Raw genomic sequence first — 17,062 nt, forward strand, 5'->3', positions numbered from 1 at the left:
AGAACAATGTCTATCGAAATCAAAGTGCCGGACATCGGTGCAGATGAAGTTGAAATCACCGAGATCATGGTGAAAGTTGGCGATAAAGTTGAAGTTGAGCAATCGCTGATCACCGTAGAAGGCGATAAAGCTTCTATGGAAGTCCCATCCCCACAAGCGGGTGTGGTGAAAGAGATCAAAGTTGCGGTGGGCGATAAAACCGAAACTGGCAAACTGTTGATGATCTTCGAAGCAGAGGGCGCAGCGCAAGCTGCACCAGCGGCTAAAGTAGAAGCCGCTCCTGCTGCGGCCCCTGCGGTAGCTAGCGCCAGCAAAGACGTAGCGGTTCCAGACATCGGTGCTGACGAAGTTGAAGTGACCGAGATCCTGGTGAAAGTGGGCGATAGCGTAACTGCTGAGCAATCACTGATCACTGTGGAAGGCGACAAAGCGTCGATGGAAGTCCCAGCTCCGTTCGCGGGCGTGGTGAAAGAAATCAAAATCGCTACCGGCGCTAAAGTGACCACTGGTTCATTGATCATGGTGTTTGAAGTTGCAGGCGCTGCACCAGCAGCCTCTGCGGCTCCGGCAGCAGCCTCTGCTCCTTCAACTCCAGCGGCTTCTGCTGCGAAAAACGTTGAAGTACCAGACATCGGCGGTGACGAAGTTGAAGTGACCGAAGTGATGGTGAAAGTCGGCGACAAAGTGGCTGCTGAACAATCACTGATCACTGTTGAAGGCGACAAAGCTTCAATGGAAGTTCCGGCTCCGTTCGCGGGCACCGTGAAAGAAATCAAGATCAACGCTGGCGATAAAGTGAAAACTGGTTCGTTAATCATGGTCTTTGAAGTGGAAGGTGCAGCACCAGCGGCAGCCGCTCCAGCTCCACAAGCGGCGACTCCTGCTCCAGCAACTCCTGCATCTTCACCTACACCACAGGCAGCGGCACCAGCGGCGAAAGGCGAGTTCACCGAGAACGATGCTTACGTTCATGCCACTCCAGTCATTCGTCGTCTGGCGCGTGAATTCGGTGTGAATCTGGCGAAAGTGAAGGGTACGGGTCGTAAAGGCCGTATCCTGCGCGAAGACGTTCAGGCGTACGTGAAAGACGCAGTGAAACGTGCCGAAGCAGCTCCTACTGCCACCGGTGGCGGTCTGCCGGGCATGTTGCCTTGGCCGAAAGTTGATTTCAGCAAGTTTGGTGAAATCGAAGAAGTGGAAATGGGCCGTATCCAGAAGATCTCTGGTGCTAACCTGAGCCGTAACTGGGTGATGATCCCGCACGTTACACACTTCGACAAAACAGATATCACCGATCTGGAAGCGTTCCGTAAACAACAGAACGCCGAAGCTGAGAAGCGTAAACTGGACGTGAAATTCACCCCAGTAGTCTTCATCATGAAAGCCGTAGCGACTGCGCTTGAGCAAATGCCACGCTTCAACAGCTCGCTGTCCGAAGATGGTCAGAAACTGACGCTGAAGAAATACATCAACGTCGGTGTTGCGGTTGATACTCCGAACGGTTTAGTGGTTCCGGTGTTCAAAGATGTGAACAAGAAGAGCATCACTGAACTGTCTCGCGAACTGATGGCTATTTCTAAGAAAGCCCGTGACGGTAAACTGACCGCTGGCGAAATGCAGGGCGGTTGCTTCACCATCTCTAGCTTGGGTGGTATCGGAACGACTCATTTCGCGCCGATCGTTAACGCGCCGGAAGTGGCTATCTTGGGTGTTTCCAAGTCAGCTATCGAGCCAGTTTGGAACGGTAAAGAGTTCGCTCCGCGTCTGATGATGCCAATGTCGCTCTCCTTCGACCACCGTGTCATCGACGGTGCTGATGGTGCGCGCTTTATCACTATCATCAACAACACATTGGCAGACATTCGTCGCCTGGTGATGTAATGAAAAAGGGCGCAGCGTGCTGCGCCCTTACCAATTCAGTCGCAGTTTTGTCGGCGTTTGCATAACTCGACAAAATTGTTGAGACACGGGTCACTCGAACCAGCTTTGCAGATTATTAACAATTCTGTAAACTGCTCGCGGTGTAAGCGTCCCGGTGGATGAAGGGCGTCATAAAGATTGATTAATAGTCTGACCCGCCGGACAATAAATTAAGAGGTCATGATGAGTACTGAAATTAAAACTCAGGTCGTGGTACTTGGGGCGGGCCCTGCAGGTTACTCTGCTGCTTTCCGTTGCGCTGACTTAGGTCTTGAAACCATTCTGGTTGAACGTTATTCCACTCTGGGCGGAGTTTGCCTGAACGTGGGATGTATCCCTTCCAAAGCACTGTTGCACGTTGCTAAAGTGATCGAAGAAGCCAAAGCCTTGGCTGAACACGGCATCGTTTTCGGCGAACCAAAAACCGACATCGACAAAGTGCGCGTGTGGAAAGAAAAGGTCATCAATCAGCTGACTGGCGGTCTGGCTGGGATGGCAAAAGGCCGTAAAGTTAAAGTGGTCAATGGCCTCGGCAAATTTACTGGCGCTAACACTCTGGTTGTTGAAGGCGAAAATGGTGCAACCACCATCAACTTCGACAATGCCATCATTGCGGCGGGTTCCCGTCCGATCCAACTGCCATTTATTCCTCATGAAGATCCACGCGTGTGGGATTCTACCGATGCGTTGGCGCTGAAAACCGTTCCAGAGCGTCTGCTGGTCATGGGCGGCGGTATCATCGGTCTGGAAATGGGTACCGTATATCATGCGCTGGGTTCACAGATTGACGTTGTCGAAATGTTTGACCAAGTGATCCCGGCTGCCGATAAAGACGTGGTGAAAGTCTTCACCAAGCGTATCAGCAAGCAGTTCAACCTGATGCTGGAAACCAAAGTGACCGCAGTAGAAGCCAAAAAAGATGGTATCTACGTCACGATGGAAGGTAAAAAAGCACCGGCTGAACCACAGCGTTACGACGCCGTGCTGGTGGCGATCGGTCGTGTGCCAAACGGCAAACTGCTGGAAGCGGGTAAAGCGGGTGTGGAAGTTGACGACCGTGGCTTTATCCACGTCGACAAACAACTGCGCACCAACGTGCCACACATCTTTGCGATCGGCGATATCGTCGGTCAACCGATGCTGGCGCACAAAGGTGTTCACGAAGGGCACGTGGCAGCGGAAGTTATCGCTGGCATGAAGCACTACTTCGATCCGAAAGTGATCCCATCGATCGCCTACACCGAACCAGAAGTGGCATGGGTGGGTCTGACCGAGAAAGAAGCGAAAGAGAAAGGCATCAGCTACGAAACTTCGACCTTCCCGTGGGCTGCTTCTGGCCGTGCGATCGCTTCTGATTGTGCAGACGGTATGACCAAACTGATCTTCGACAAAGAAACTCACCGTATTATCGGTGGCGCGATTGTCGGCACTAACGGCGGTGAACTGCTGGGTGAAATCGGTCTGGCTATCGAGATGGGTTGTGATGCAGAAGATATCGCGTTGACTATCCATGCTCACCCAACACTGCATGAATCTGTTGGTCTGGCTGCCGAGATCTACGAAGGTAGCATCACTGACCTGCCTAACCCGAAAGCCAAGAAGAAGTAATTCTTCTGCTTTGAATGGTTGATCAGCGGCTCCTGCAAAGGAGCCGTTTTTTATGGTTAGATTAAAGTAAAAGGTCGCCCCGAAGAGCGACCAGTAGCTTTACCTGTCCTAGAGTGTTATCTGAAAGATGACGCTGTTGTCGGAAATACTCCAACCCCCTCGTTCAACTCCCAGCGTCGACCCTAGTACAATGATCAGGATAAAGAATGAACTCCTTTTCATTGCGCGGTCCTTATTATAGGTACCACGACCCCCGCGACTTCACCGGAAAACCCACGGTGGAACAAGCGCTTTGTGGACGCTTGCATCGCAGCAGTTACAGAACTGTTCCCAAGCCCGATGACCGGCTGCTATACCGGCGGAACAGACCCACACTAATGGTACATAAATAAGAGGGTTTTTACAGCACTTAAGGTTGATTTTTTAACCAGTATTACGCACAATAGCTTTGCTTTGTGGCGCTTGTATCGTCCTTAACGATGTAAGAAACCCGGTAGGTGCCTGCTATCACTGAACGGGACAAATCAACCGCTTAACTGCGGTTTTTTTGTGTCTGAAATAGGATGGAAAGTAAAAGGTCGCCCCGAAGAGCGACCAGTAGCTTTACCTGTCCTAGAGTGTTATCTGAAAGATGACGCTGTTGTCGGAAATACTCCAACCCCCTCGTTCAACTCCCAGCGTCGACCCTAGTACAATGATCAGGATAAAGAATGAACTCCTTTTCATTGCGCGGTCCTTATTATAGGTACCACGACCCCCGCGACTTCACCGGAAAACCCACGGTGGAACAAGCGTCTGGTAGACGCCTATATCGCAGTAGTTGTAGAACTGTTCCCTAGCCCGATGACCGGCTGCTAAACCGGCAGAACAGACCCGCGCTAATGGTACATAAAAAGGAGGGTTTTTACATCCGTGTCGGTTGATTTTTTAATCAAATTTACGCACAATGCATTTGTCTGGTAGACGCTTGTATCGTACCTCAACGATGTAAGAAACCCGGTAGGTGTCTGCTAACACTGAACGGGACAAATCAACCGCTTAACTGCGGTTTTTTTGTGTCTGTTTTCTGTGATCTCCTTCCTCATAAGAAACTAATACCCATTGTAATTACATGGTCAATGTGGTGTGCTCAATACCCCGGTTTGCCTAGCCCGCAGCCGATTACACTGTACTCAACGATTCAGCAAAGATTTAATGTTGCTTTTATGTGAACGAATTAACAACCGATTCAAATCCTGATATGCTGGCTGAGCGGAACCGGGCACTGTACTTTACAAATTGTACCTTACAAACCGTACCTTACAGTCCAGGATATCGACAGCAGTGCCCCGTCAGGATCAATGGCATCAATACACCGTGCGCTAAACCCGGTTTGTATATCAAACGCCAGGCACAATAAATGACAATGAGAGCGAGGAGAAAGTCGTGCTAGAAGAATACCGTAAGCACGTGGCCGAGCGTGCTGCAGAGGGCATCGTCCCTAAGCCATTAGACGCTTCACAAATGGCAGCGCTGGTTGAATCATTAAAAAATCCGCCAAAAGGCGAAGAAGAATTCCTATTAGACCTGCTGATTAACCGTGTACCACCGGGCGTCGATGAAGCCGCCTATGTTAAAGCAGGTTTCCTGGCTGCCATCGCCAAAGGTGAAGCGGCATCTCCCTTAATAACCCCTGAAAAAGCGATTGAACTGCTGGGCACCATGCAAGGTGGCTATAACATTCATCCGCTGATCGAAGCATTAGATAACCAAAAACTGGCACCGATTGCTGCTAAAGCGTTGTCTCACACGCTGCTTATGTTCGATAACTTCTACGATGTCGAAGAGAAAGCCAAGGCGGGTAATCCACACGCCAAGCAGATCATGCAATCTTGGGCCGATGCTGAGTGGTATCTGTCTCGTCCAGAACTGGCAGAAAAGATCACCGTAACCGTCTTCAAAGTGACGGGTGAAACTAACACCGATGATCTGTCTCCGGCACCAGATGCGTGGTCACGTCCAGATATTCCATTGCACGCCTTGGCGATGTTGAAAAACGAACGTGAAGGCATTGTGCCGGATCAACCGGGCAGCGTCGGGCCGATCAAACAGATCGAGCTGCTAAACAAAAAAGGTTTCCCGCTGGCTTACGTCGGTGACGTGGTCGGTACCGGTTCTTCGCGTAAATCTGCCACCAACTCGGTGTTGTGGTTTATGGGCGACGACATCCCACATGTGCCGAACAAGCGTGCAGGCGGTGTGGTGCTGGGCGGAAAAATTGCACCCATCTTCTTCAACACCATGGAAGATGCCGGTGCATTGCCAATCGAAGTTGACGTTTCTGCCATGAATATGGGTGATGTTATCGACATCTTCCCGTACCAAGGTGAAGTGCGTAACCACGAAACGGGCGAACTGCTAGCTAATTTCGAATTGAAAACCGACGTGCTGTTGGATGAAGTGCGTGCGGGTGGTCGTATCCCGTTGATCGTCGGTCGTGGTTTGACTACCAAAGCACGTGAAGCTCTGGGTCTGCCGCACAGCGAAGTCTTCCGTATTGCTAAACCGGTTGCTGCTAGCAACAAAGGTTTCTCATTGGCGCAGAAAATGGTTGGCCGCGCTTGTGGCGTTGCTGGCGTGCGTCCGGGGGAATACTGCGAACCTAAGATGACTTCAGTGGGCTCGCAAGATACCACTGGCCCAATGACGCGTGACGAACTGAAAGATCTGGCCTGTCTGGGCTTCTCTTCCGATTTGGTGATGCAGTCATTCTGTCATACCGCCGCTTATCCGAAGCCGGTTGACGTCACCACTCACCACACGCTGCCAGACTTCATTATGAACCGTGGCGGTGTTTCGCTGCGTCCGGGCGATGGTGTTATCCACTCCTGGCTGAACCGCATGCTGCTGCCTGATACCGTGGGTACCGGTGGTGATTCACACACTCGTTTCCCGATTGGTATTTCCTTCCCGGCGGGTTCTGGTTTAGTGGCATTCGCTGCTGCGACCGGCGTAATGCCGCTGGACATGCCTGAGTCGGTGTTGGTGCGCTTTAAAGGGAAAATGCAGCCGGGTATCACCTTGCGTGACTTGGTACATGCCATTCCTTACTACGCGATTAAGCAAGGTCTGTTGACCGTTGAGAAGAAAGGTAAGAAAAATATCTTCTCTGGCCGCATTCTGGAAATTGAAGGTCTGCCGGAACTGAAGGTAGAACAAGCCTTTGAACTGACCGATGCTTCCGCTGAGCGTTCTGCTGCCGGTTGTACCATCAAACTGGATAAAGCGCCGATCGAAGAGTATTTGAACTCTAACATCGTGTTGCTGAAGTGGATGATTTCCGAAGGTTACGGCGACCGTCGTACTTTGGAACGTCGTATCCAAGGCATGGAAAAATGGCTGGCTGATCCACAACTGCTGGAAGGCGATGCGGATGCAGAATACGCGGCAGTGATCGACATCGATCTGGCCGAGATCAAAGAGCCAATCCTGTGTGCACCGAATGATCCTGATGACGCTCGTCTGCTGTCTGACGTGACCGGCGAGAAGATCGATGAAGTCTTCATCGGTTCTTGCATGACTAACATCGGTCACTTCCGTGCTGCTGGTAAGCTGCTAGATCAACACAAAGGTCAATTGCCAACCCGTCTGTGGGTGGCGCCACCGACCAAGATGGATGCGGCTCAATTGACTGAAGAAGGCTATTACAGCGTATTTGGTAAGAGCGGTGCGCGCATCGAGATCCCAGGTTGTTCACTGTGCATGGGTAACCAAGCGCGGGTAGCCGATGGGGCGACGGTGGTGTCTACTTCAACCCGTAACTTCCCGAACCGTTTGGGTACCGGTGCCAACGTCTATCTGGCCTCGGCGGAACTGGCGGCGGTGGCTTCGCTGTTAGGTAAGTTGCCGACTCCGGCGGAATACCAAGAGTTTATGGCGCAAGTGGATAAGACGGCTGCGGATACTTACCGTTATCTGAACTTTGATCAATTGAGTCAGTATACGGAAAAAGCCGACGCGGTGATCTTCCAGACCGCGGTATAACGCTAAGTTAAAATAAAAGGCTCCAGCTAATCGCCGGAGCCTTTTTCATTTCGACTCTTTCTTGCCATTACTGTCCGTAATAGGCTTTCGCCCCGTGTTTACGCAAGTAGTGTTTATCTAACAGTGTTTGCTGCATCGGTGGCAAGTGCGGCGCTAGCTGACTGCTGAAAATCCCCATATAGGCAATCTCTTCCAACACGATAGCATTATGTACCGCGTCTAACGCATCTTTCCCCCAAGCGAAGGGGCCGTGGGAATGCACCAACACACCGGGCATTTGCTGCGGATCGATCCGTTGTTCATGGAACAGTTCGGCGATCACTTCACCCGTTTGCCATTCGTAATCGCCATTGATCTCCGCATCGGTCATTTTGCGCGTGCAAGGCACTGCACCGTAGAAATAATCCGCATGAGTGGTGCCAATCGCCGGGATGGCCAAACCGGCCTGTGCCCAGATGGTGGCATGACGCGAGTGGGTATGCACGATGCCGCCCAACGTCGGAAAACGTTGATACAGTAGACGATGGGTCGCGGTATCGGAGGAAGGTTTTTTATTGCCTTCCACAATGGCGCCATCCGCCAAATTAACCACCACCATATCGTTGGCGGTCATTTGCTGATAATCGACACCCGAAGGTTTGATCACCAGCACGTTACGTTCACGATCGACTGCGCTGACATTGCCCCAAGTAAGAGTGACTAGCTGATGGGCGGGTAATGCTAGATTGGCCTCCAACACCTGCTGTTTCAGTTGTTCTAACATCATCACCTCAGCGCTGTAAGCGGTAATAGACTTCGTTCCAACGCAGCTCATTTTTCAGTTCCGGCAAGCGAGTGTGGTTGTCGATAGTGACCAACTCGATGTCGTTCAGCTCGGCGAACTGGCGCATATCGTCCAGAGTGAGTGCTTGACTGAATACCGTATGGTGAGCGCCGCCAGCGATAATCCAGGCTTCGGATGCTGTTTCCAAGTCGGGCTGTGCTTTCCACAATGCGTTAGCCACCGGCAGTTTCGGCAGATCCTGCGGGCGTTTAACCGCATCAACGCAGTTAACCAACAGACGGAAGCGATCGCCCATATCGATCAGGCTAGCGTTAATCGCCGGGCCAGTGCGGGTAGAGAAGATCAAGCGTGCAGGATCTTCTTTGCCGCCAATTCCCAGCGGTTGTACATCCAACAGTGGTTTCTCGTCGTCGGCGATAGAAGGACAAACCTCCAGCATATGTGAGCCGAGTACCAGATCGTTGTCACCGTTGAAATGATAGGTGTAATCCTCCATAAACGAGGTGCCGCCCGTTAATCCGCCGGACATCACTTTCATCATGCGTAGCAGGGCGGCGGTTTTCCAGTCACCCTCGCCAGCGAAACCGTAGCCTTGCTGCATCAGGCGCTGTACCGCCAGCCCTGGGAGTTGTTTTAGTCCGTAGAGATTTTCGAACGTGGTGGTAAAGGCGTGGAAGCCGCCTTGCTGCAAGAAGCGTTGAATACCCAGCTCGATGCGTGCCGCATCCAACACGTTCTGGCGTTTCGCGCCGTTAATCTGCGCGGCGGGGGATAGGCGGTAGCTGCTCTCGTATTCATCCACCAGAGCGTTGATGTCGCCTGCGGAAACCGCATCGACCACGCTGACCAGATCGCCCAACGCATAGCCGTTGACCGCAAAACCAAACTTGATCTGTGCAGCGACTTTATCCCCCTCGGTGACAGCCACTTCGCGCATGTTGTCGCCAAAACGTGCCACTTTCAGTTGACGAGTATCTTGCTTGGACACCGCTTGGCGCATCCAACTGCCGATACGTCGGTGGGCTTTGCTATCCTGCCAATGACCGGTCACCACGCTATGTTGTTGACGCATCCGAGCGCCGATAAACCCGAACTCGCGACCACCGTGGGCGGTTTGGTTCAGGTTCATAAAGTCCATGTCGATACTGCCCCAAGGGATTTGAGCATTGAATTGGGTATGGAATTGCAACAAGGGCTTGTTCAGGATACTCAGGCCATTGATCCACATTTTGGCCGGAGAGAAGGTATGCAGCCACACCACCATGCCAGCACAGCGCGTATTGTGGTTGGCATCGCGGCACAGCGAGGTTATCTCGTCCGGGGAGGTTCCTAAGGGTTTCAGCACCAGTTTGCAGGGTAGCTTGGCCTCGCTGTTCAGGCTGTTAACCACTTGCTGAGCTTGATCGTTAACCTGACGTAAGGTTTCTGCGCCGTACAGATGCTGTGTGCCGATCACAAACCAGATTTCATACTGTTCAAAGATGTTCATCGCGGTGTCCTTAATAGTGGGTTTCTGCGCTGGCACACCAGTGCTGATAGCGTTGATAAAGTTGTTGGAAGCGGGCGGCACGTTGGCTGTCGGGTAGCAATGTGCGTTCGATGGAACAGGCCATGCGTTGTTGTGCGCTGGCAATATCTGGGTGAACCTCGGCGGCGACGGCGGCGAAAATAGCCGCGCCCAAAGCGCAACATTGGTCGGAGGCCACTATCTGGAGTGGGCGATTCAGTACATCGCTACACACCTGCATAATGACCGGGGATTTCCGTGCAATACCGCCGAGTGCCATCACGTTGTCGACGGCGATACCTTGTTCGGTAAAGCATTCCATAATCGCGCGTGCGCCGAAGGCAGTGGCGGCAATTAAACCGCCAAACAGTGCTGGCGCATCGGTGGCCAGGTTGATATCGGCAATCACGCCTTTCAGTCGCTGGTTGGCGAACGGTGTACGGCGGCCATTAAACCAGTCAAGGATCACCGGTAAATGCTCTAGTGAAGGCGATTGCGCCCAAGCCTCGGTGAGTTCTGGCAGTAAGCGTTGTTTGCTGGCAGCGATCTGCTCGCTAAGTTCTGGATGTTGTTTTGCTAATTGATCCAGCGGGAAACTGAGTACGCGGCCAAACCAAGCATAGATATCACCAAAGGCCGATTGCCCAGCCTCCAAACCGATAAAATCAGGCACTACGCTGCCATCCACCTGACCACAAATTCCTTGTACCGCACGGTTGCCGACGCTGGCCTTATCGGCGATCAGAATGTCGCAGGTGGAAGTGCCGATCACTTTCACCAAGGTATTGGGCTGCGCACCGGCACCGACTGCGCCCATATGGCAATCGAACGCGCCACCGGAAATCACTACTTTTTCTGACAGACCCAAACGCTGCGCCCATTCAGGGCTCAAGGTGCCGACGGGCAGATCTGCCGTCCAGGTGTCGGTAAACATCGGATAGGCGAGGTGTTGATTGAGCAAGGGATCAAGCTGATCGAAGAAACTGGCCGGTGGCAGTCCGCCCCAACTTTCATGCCACAGTGATTTATGTCCGGCGCTGCAACGGCCACGACGAATTTTCTGTGGGGCGGTGGTGCCACTGAGCAGGGCGGGCACCCAGTCACAAAGTTCCACCCAAGAAGCGGCGGCCTGCGCGACAGCGGCATCTGTACGGGTGACATGCAAGATCTTCGCCCAGAACCATTCGCTGGAGTAGATTCCGCCAATGTAGCGTGAATAATCGGCGGTTCCTGCTTGATGGCATAAGCGGGTGATCTCTTCGGCTTCTTCAACCGCCGTGTGATCTTTCCACAAAACAAACATGGCGTTAGGGTTTTCGGCAAACTCCGGGCGCAATGCCAACACTTGCCCTTCGGCATCGATCGGTGCAGGCGTGGAACCGGTGCTGTCGACGCCAATACCGCAGACTGCCGCGCGTTGTTGTGGTGTCAGTTGCGCGACTACCGTCTGCAAAGCTTTTTCCATTGCTTCGAGATAATCACGTGGGTGATGGCGAAATTGGTTATTGGCAGGATCGGAATATTTGCCCAGTTGCCAGCGCGGATACCATTCTACTTGGGTGGTAATTTCTTCCCCAGTTGAACAATCCACCGCCAGTGCGCGGACTGAATCACTACCAAAATCAAGACCTATTGCAATGGCTGCTACAGGCATGGCAACGCTCCTTCAAGCGAATCAACATTGCCTGTAACAGTAAGGACAAAAATGCGAAACGGGTCAGAGCAAGACAGGCTAAAAATATGGACTAAAATGCTGATGAGAGGAAAAGTGTGAGCCAGAGCAACAATAAAGCGTCTTAGTTGAAAGGTGTTTTGATGAGGAGTTGGCTTTATGCTATATCATTAACTTACTGTTTATTTTGAATTTTTAATAACCATGTGTAATTCTCATCGGTTGAAAATGGGGATATAGACTAAATGGCTGAAACACAAAGCGATCCTCTGTTGCCGGGATATTCATTTAATGCTCAGTTGGTGGCAGGTTTAACGCCGATTGAAGCCGATGGATTGCTCGATTTTTTTATCGATCGTCCACAAGGGATGAAAGGCTACATCCTCAACTTGACGGTGAAGGGTGAGGGCATCGTGCAAAATGGCGAGCAGCAATTTATCTGCCGTTCGGGCGATATGTTGTTGTTTCCGCCGCATGAAATTCACCACTACGGGCGCGCTCCGGACAGTCCAACTTGGTATCACCAATGGGTTTATTTCCGCCCACGGGCTTATTGGTTGGAGTGGTTAAATTGGCCGCTGTTGTTTGGGCAGACCGGGCATTATCATCTGGATGAAACCAATCAGATTGAGATGGCGTCTTTGTTCCAACAGATTATCGACGCAGGTCAAACCGCCGGACGCTATGCCGAACTGCTGGCGCTGAATCTGCTTGAACAGCTACTACTACGCCGTATGGAGGCGTTACAGGCTTCGCAGCGCCCCGTATTGGATAACCGGGTGCGGGAAGCATGCCAGTACATCACTGATAATCTGACAGATAATCAATTGGATATCACTCGTGTTTCGCGGCACGTCTGTCTTTCTCCCTCACGTCTTTCGCATCTTTTTCGCCAGCAGTTAGGGGTCAGTATGCTGGGGTGGCGTGAGGATCAGCGCATTAGCCAAGCAAAATTTCTGCTTAGTACCACGCGTATGCCGATTGCCACCGTTGGGCGTAATGTTGGGTTTGAAGATCAGCTCTATTTTTCCCGCGTATTCAAAAAAGTCACTGGTGCTAGCCCCAGCGAGTTCCGGGCGCTAATCTGAGTTGATATGTTCTTTGCAATAACGCCGTTTCCACTCAGCCGGTGTTATACCTCGCAGTTTGCGGAAGATTTGCCGGAAGTAGGCCACATCGTTAAAACCGTTGCGTAACGCGATTTCGCTGAGAGAACAGGTATCGGTGAGCAACAGTTTTTCTGCATTATTCACCCGTTGGCGGTGAATGGCGTCGGTGATAGTAATTTGGAAGGTTTTACGGTAGACGCGGCCCAGATAATCAGGATTGCAATGTAACTGCGTCGCCAATGTTGAGGTGGATATCGGCTGGTGGAAGTGAGTATGAATTAATTGTTGAGCCTTCCAAGCCAGGTCATCACCTGCGTTGGATATTATGGTGGTTTCGTTATTAGCCCGTGCGATATGCTGCAATATCAATAATAACAATAAATCTAATATGGCTGAATGATGATAATTTTCCTGTTCGTTTAAAAACTGACGAAATAACGAAGTGATATTCTGTTCATCAGGTAATTTAGTGTGTTGGGGAAGCGAAAGTTGATAGGCGGCGTGTTTATTTAGCGGGTTAATTTCCTCATTCAATTCAAAGTGCAACCAATAAAATTTCAAGTCTTTGGGAAAAATATCGAGCCCTTGATGTTGACGCTGAGGATACAAGATCAGACATTCTCCCTGATTGATGATGAAGTCGCTTTCATCCTCTCTGATCGCCAACGTACCTTGAGCCACATAAATCAACACCCACGAATTGAGAACTCGCTGCGGATGACTGCCGACACCACGGGAGATAAATAACCCACCATTTTGTACTTTTAACGGTAAATTGTATTTTATATCAATCATATGGTGGTTTTTCTCATTGGCAAAAATATTGAGCCAGTCATTTCAGCATGAAACCGTGACGCCATAACCGATCGTCTTCACACTTTTCTCATCAGGTCGGAATCGTCATCTTTTTATACTTTTTTGTACCCTTGTTGTCAGCGTGGCACTGTGCAAAATTTAATGAGCACCGGGCATCGAACCATACGCAGCCAGATATAGTTTCTGGGAAATAACACTCCGATTCGTGAGGCGTTACTATGACTTCTACCTCTATTAATAATAATGACATTGTCGGCGCTAAAGTTAATAACCGGCTTTCCATCAAAGAAAAAATTGGCTATGGCTTAGGAGATGCTGGTGGCACAGTAATTACCTGCCTGATCATGAATTTCCTGACATTTTTCTATACCGATGTCTTTGGTTTAACGCCCGCGATCGTCGGGACGTTATTTATTGCATTACGTGTTTTTGATGCGATTTCTGATCCGTTAATGGGCATTATTGCTGACAGAACCACCAGTCGCTGGGGGCGTTTCCGCCCTTGGCAATTATGGATTGCTGTACCGATTGGTGTGATCGGGGTGTTGACCTTCACCGTGCCGGACGTCGGCATGAATATGAAGATCCTGTGGGCATTCGGCACCTATTTGCTGCTTTCAATCGGTTACACCGCGATTAATGTGCCGTATTGCGCCCTTATCAACACCATGACCACACGCCATGAAGAGGTGGTGTCCTGCCAGTCTTGGCGCTTTGTGTTGTGCGGCGTAGCAGGGTTCTTGGTGTCTGTCGGTTTACCGTGGTTGGTGGTCGAACTCGGGCAAGGGAGAGCGGCAACGGGCTATCAACTTGGTGTTGGCGTTTTGTGTACCGTGGCGGTAGTGATGTTCCTGTGTTGTTTCTTTTGGGTTCGCGAGCGAGTGCCATTGGCGCTGATGGGCAAGTTTAGCCTGCGTGAACACCTCGGCGGCCTGCGTAAAAACGATCAGTTATTGCTGATGTTGGTGATGTCGTTCTTGCTGATCAACGTATTTAATCTGCGCGGTGGTGGTTATATGTACTTCATCACCTATGCCTTGGGTGGTAGCGCCGGTTTTGCTTCATTGTTCTTCACCATGGTGACACTGGCTTCGATCATTGGTGCGGTGATGGTCAATTATCTCACCCGTTATTTTGATGCCGTGCGGCTCTATTACCTGACTAACTTGGTGCTTGCCGCGTTGGCGGTGGCGATGTGGTTTATCCCGATCGGAGCGGCTTATCAATACCTGTGGCTGGCAGTGATCCTCGGTAACGGCATTATTCTCGGTTTTACCTTGCCGTTGCACTTTTCCATCATGGCGTTTGCTGATGATTACGGTGAGTGGAAGAACGGGATTCGCTCATCGGGGATGAACTTCGCTTTTAACCTGTTTTTCATCAAACTCGCTTGGGCGGCCAGCGCAGGCATCCTCAGTTTGGTGTTTATTTATGTCGCCTATCAGCCGGGAATGGAAAACCAAACTCCGGCGTCACTGAAAGGCATCACTGCGTTGGAAAGCTTGCTCCCTGCGTTATTCCACTTGTTATTAGCGTTTGCTATCCGTTACTGCCGTCTTGATAACCCGATGATGGAACGCATTGCTACCGATCTCCAAACGCGCCATGCCCATCAGTCTTAATCGTTCAGGAGTTGTGTTATGTCTCAAGCTATTGAACCGAAAGAAGTTGATTTACACGGTGTAAAGATCACCGACCCGTTTTTTGGCCAGTATCAGCGATTGGTTCGCGATGTGGTGATCCCTTATCAATGGGATGCGTTGAATGATCGGGTCGCTGAAGCCGAACCGAGTCACGCTATTGATAATTTCCGTATTGCGGCTGGGCAGCAGCAAGGGGAGTTTTACGGCATGGTTTTTCAGGATAGCGATGTGGCTAAGTGGTTGGAGGCGGTAGCTTGGTCGCTGGTGCAACAACCCGATCCTGAATTAGAACACACGGCGGATGAAGCGATTGCACTGATTGAGGCTGCGCAGTGTGACGATGGTTATCTCAACACCTATTTCATCGTCAAAGCGCCTGAGGAACGTTGGACGAATCTGGCCGAATGCCATGAGTTGTACTGCGCGGGACATATGATCGAGGCCGGTGTCGCGTATTTTCAAGCTACCGGAAAACGCCGCCTGTTGGAGGTGGTATGTCGCTTGGCGGATCATATCGATCGGGTGTTTGGGCCGGGCGATTCACAGTTACATGGCTATCCAGGGCATCCTGAAATTGAACTGGCGCTGATGCGCTTATATGAAGTGACCGGCAACCCACGGTATTTGCAACTGACGCGCTATTTCGTCGAACAGCGCGGTGCCCAACCGCATTATTACGATGAAGAGTATGAGAAACGCGGCAGAACTTCACATTGGAATACTTATGGCCCTGCGTGGATGGTGAAAGACAAAGCTTACAGCCAAGCGCATCAACCACTGGCGTTGCAAAATACGGCTATCGGGCACGCAGTACGTTTTGTTTATCTGTTAGCGGGCGTGGCGCATCTTGCTCGTTTGCATCAAGACGAAGAAAAACGTCAAACCTGTCTAGGTTTGTGGGACAACATGGTGCAACGCCAACTGTATATCACTGGCGGCATTGGCGCGCAGAGCAGCGGTGAGGCTTTTACTTCTGATTACGATTTGCCGAATGACACCGTCTATGCCGAAAGTTGCGCCTCCATCGGCCTGATGATGTTTGCCAACCGCATGATTCAAATGGAAGGTGATGGCCGGTTTGCTGACGTGATGGAAAGGGCACTGTATAACACGGTGTTAGGTGGTATGGCGCTGGACGGTAAACACTTTTTCTACGTTAATCCGTTGGAAGTGCATCCTAAAAGCATTCCGTTTAATCACATCTACGATCATGTCAAACCGGTGCGTCAGCGTTGGTTCGGTTGCGCCTGCTGTCCGCCGAATATTGCCCGTATTCTGACGTCTATCGGTCACTATATTTATACGCGGCGTGACGATGCCTTGTTGATCAATCTGTATGTCGGTAACGAACTACAATTACCCGTGGATGATCAAATGCTTGGTGTCAAAATCAGCGGCAACTATCCGTGGCAGGAACAGGTGAAAATCACCCTACATTGCCAGGTGCCGATAACGCATACCTTAGCGCTACGCCTACCGGAATGGTGTGAGAACCCGAGGGTATTATTGAACGGCCAACCGTGCCAAGGGGAAGTCATCAAAGGTTATGTGCATATCTCTCGTCAGTGGCAAGAAGGTGACACCCTGCAATTGACGCTACCGATGCCGGTTCGCCGGGTGTATGGCAACCCGCTGCTGCGGCAGGTGGTGGGCAAGGTTGCGCTGCAACGTGGGCCATTGGTTTATTGTTTGGAGCAAGCGGATAACGGCGCTGAACTACATAACATCCAATTGGATTCACAAAGCGAATTCCAACTGATTGAAGGAAAAGGGATCTTCGCTAACAAGATCTTGATTCAGGCACAAGGGAAACGAATTAATAGCGATGGGGCGGAACAGACTCCACTTTACCGTTACGACAGCGCACCTCAATTACTGAGTCATCAAACACTGAATTTTATCCCGTGGTTTAGTTGGGCCAACCGTGGCGAAGGAGAAATGCGTATCTGGGTGAATGCTGAATAAATCTAGGTGGGTTGC

The 17,062-nt window shown here is 51.0% G+C and carries 10 protein-coding genes; 6 read left to right on the forward strand and 4 right to left on the reverse strand.

What is annotated here, in order from left to right; translation table 11 throughout:
• Positions 1-6: 6 nt before the first annotated feature.
• The 3 genes from aceF (at position 7) to acnB (ending at position 7,551) form a co-directional block, all read left to right on the forward strand.
• Positions 7-1,881 carry a pyruvate dehydrogenase complex dihydrolipoyllysine-residue acetyltransferase gene (gene aceF / locus AC3ISQ_RS03890; protein ID WP_489350711.1) on the forward strand — a complete coding sequence of 625 codons (1,875 nt, stop codon included), beginning with the start codon at positions 7-9 and terminating at the stop codon, positions 1,879-1,881.
• A 222-nt stretch (positions 1,882-2,103) separates the two neighbouring features.
• Positions 2,104-3,528, forward strand: coding sequence for a dihydrolipoyl dehydrogenase (lpdA, locus tag AC3ISQ_RS03895; RefSeq protein ID WP_489353115.1), 1,425 nt, complete (start codon positions 2,104-2,106; stop codon positions 3,526-3,528).
• A 1,425-nt stretch (positions 3,529-4,953) separates the two neighbouring features.
• A complete protein-coding gene (gene acnB, locus AC3ISQ_RS03900) occupies positions 4,954-7,551 on the forward strand; it encodes a bifunctional aconitate hydratase 2/2-methylisocitrate dehydratase (RefSeq protein ID WP_489350713.1) in 2,598 nt (865 codons plus the stop codon).
• A gap of 67 nt (positions 7,552-7,618) precedes the next feature.
• On the opposite strand, the gene araD is transcribed toward acnB, so the two are convergent.
• From araD to AC3ISQ_RS03915, 3 genes are read right to left on the reverse strand one after another with little or no spacing between them, the layout of a single operon-like run.
• Positions 7,619-8,314, reverse strand: coding sequence for an L-ribulose-5-phosphate 4-epimerase (gene araD / locus AC3ISQ_RS03905; RefSeq protein ID WP_489353116.1), 696 nt, complete (start codon positions 8,312-8,314; stop codon positions 7,619-7,621).
• A 7-nt stretch (positions 8,315-8,321) separates the two neighbouring features.
• Complete coding sequence (araA, locus tag AC3ISQ_RS03910) at positions 8,322-9,824, reverse strand: L-arabinose isomerase (protein ID WP_489350715.1); 1,503 nt, start codon at positions 9,822-9,824, stop codon at positions 8,322-8,324.
• Positions 9,825-9,834: 10 nt separating this feature from the next.
• Entirely contained in the window at positions 9,835-11,496 is a 1,662-nt protein-coding gene (locus AC3ISQ_RS03915) for a ribulokinase (RefSeq protein ID WP_489350717.1), read from the reverse strand.
• 263 nt (positions 11,497-11,759) lie between these two features.
• Between AC3ISQ_RS03915 and araC the strand changes: the two genes are divergently transcribed.
• Entirely contained in the window at positions 11,760-12,602 is an 843-nt protein-coding gene (gene araC, locus AC3ISQ_RS03920; RefSeq protein ID WP_489350719.1) for an arabinose operon transcriptional regulator AraC, read from the forward strand.
• On the opposite strand, the gene AC3ISQ_RS03925 is transcribed toward araC, so the two are convergent.
• The gene (locus tag AC3ISQ_RS03925; RefSeq protein WP_489350721.1) at positions 12,594-13,418 is read right to left on the reverse strand and encodes a helix-turn-helix domain-containing protein; all 825 of its coding nucleotides are present in this window, start codon (positions 13,416-13,418) and stop codon (positions 12,594-12,596) included. The two genes, araC and AC3ISQ_RS03925, sit on opposite strands and share 9 nt — an antisense overlap.
• Before the next feature lie 239 nt (positions 13,419-13,657).
• Between AC3ISQ_RS03925 and AC3ISQ_RS03930 the strand changes: the two genes are divergently transcribed.
• Together AC3ISQ_RS03930 and AC3ISQ_RS03935 are read left to right on the forward strand one after the other, a co-directional pair.
• A complete protein-coding gene (locus AC3ISQ_RS03930; protein WP_489350722.1) occupies positions 13,658-15,061 on the forward strand; it encodes an MFS transporter in 1,404 nt (467 codons plus the stop codon).
• A gap of 30 nt (positions 15,062-15,091) precedes the next feature.
• Positions 15,092-17,047 carry a glycoside hydrolase family 127 protein gene (locus AC3ISQ_RS03935; protein WP_489353118.1) on the forward strand — a complete coding sequence of 652 codons (1,956 nt, stop codon included), beginning with the start codon at positions 15,092-15,094 and terminating at the stop codon, positions 17,045-17,047.
• The last annotated feature ends 15 nt before the right edge of the window (positions 17,048-17,062 follow it).

It is taken from the genome of Serratia sp. KH_031 (assembly GCF_057839655.1).

Bases quoted from the DNA above. Each gene is read 5' to 3' on its own strand.
- aceF (WP_489350711.1), top strand. From the start codon at position 7: ATGTCTATCGAAATCAAAGTGCCGGACATCGGTGCAGATGAAGTTGAA.
- lpdA (WP_489353115.1), top strand. From the start codon at position 2,104: ATGAGTACTGAAATTAAAACTCAGGTCGTGGTACTTGGGGCGGGCCCT.
- araD (WP_489353116.1), bottom strand. From the start codon at position 8,314: ATGTTAGAACAACTGAAACAGCAGGTGTTGGAGGCCAATCTAGCATTA.
- araA (WP_489350715.1), bottom strand. From the start codon at position 9,824: ATGAACATCTTTGAACAGTATGAAATCTGGTTTGTGATCGGCACACAG.
- AC3ISQ_RS03915 (WP_489350717.1), bottom strand. From the start codon at position 11,496: ATGCCTGTAGCAGCCATTGCAATAGGTCTTGATTTTGGTAGTGATTCA.
- araC (WP_489350719.1), top strand. From the start codon at position 11,760: ATGGCTGAAACACAAAGCGATCCTCTGTTGCCGGGATATTCATTTAAT.
- AC3ISQ_RS03925 (WP_489350721.1), bottom strand. From the start codon at position 13,418: ATGATTGATATAAAATACAATTTACCGTTAAAAGTACAAAATGGTGGG.
- AC3ISQ_RS03930 (WP_489350722.1), top strand. From the start codon at position 13,658: ATGACTTCTACCTCTATTAATAATAATGACATTGTCGGCGCTAAAGTT.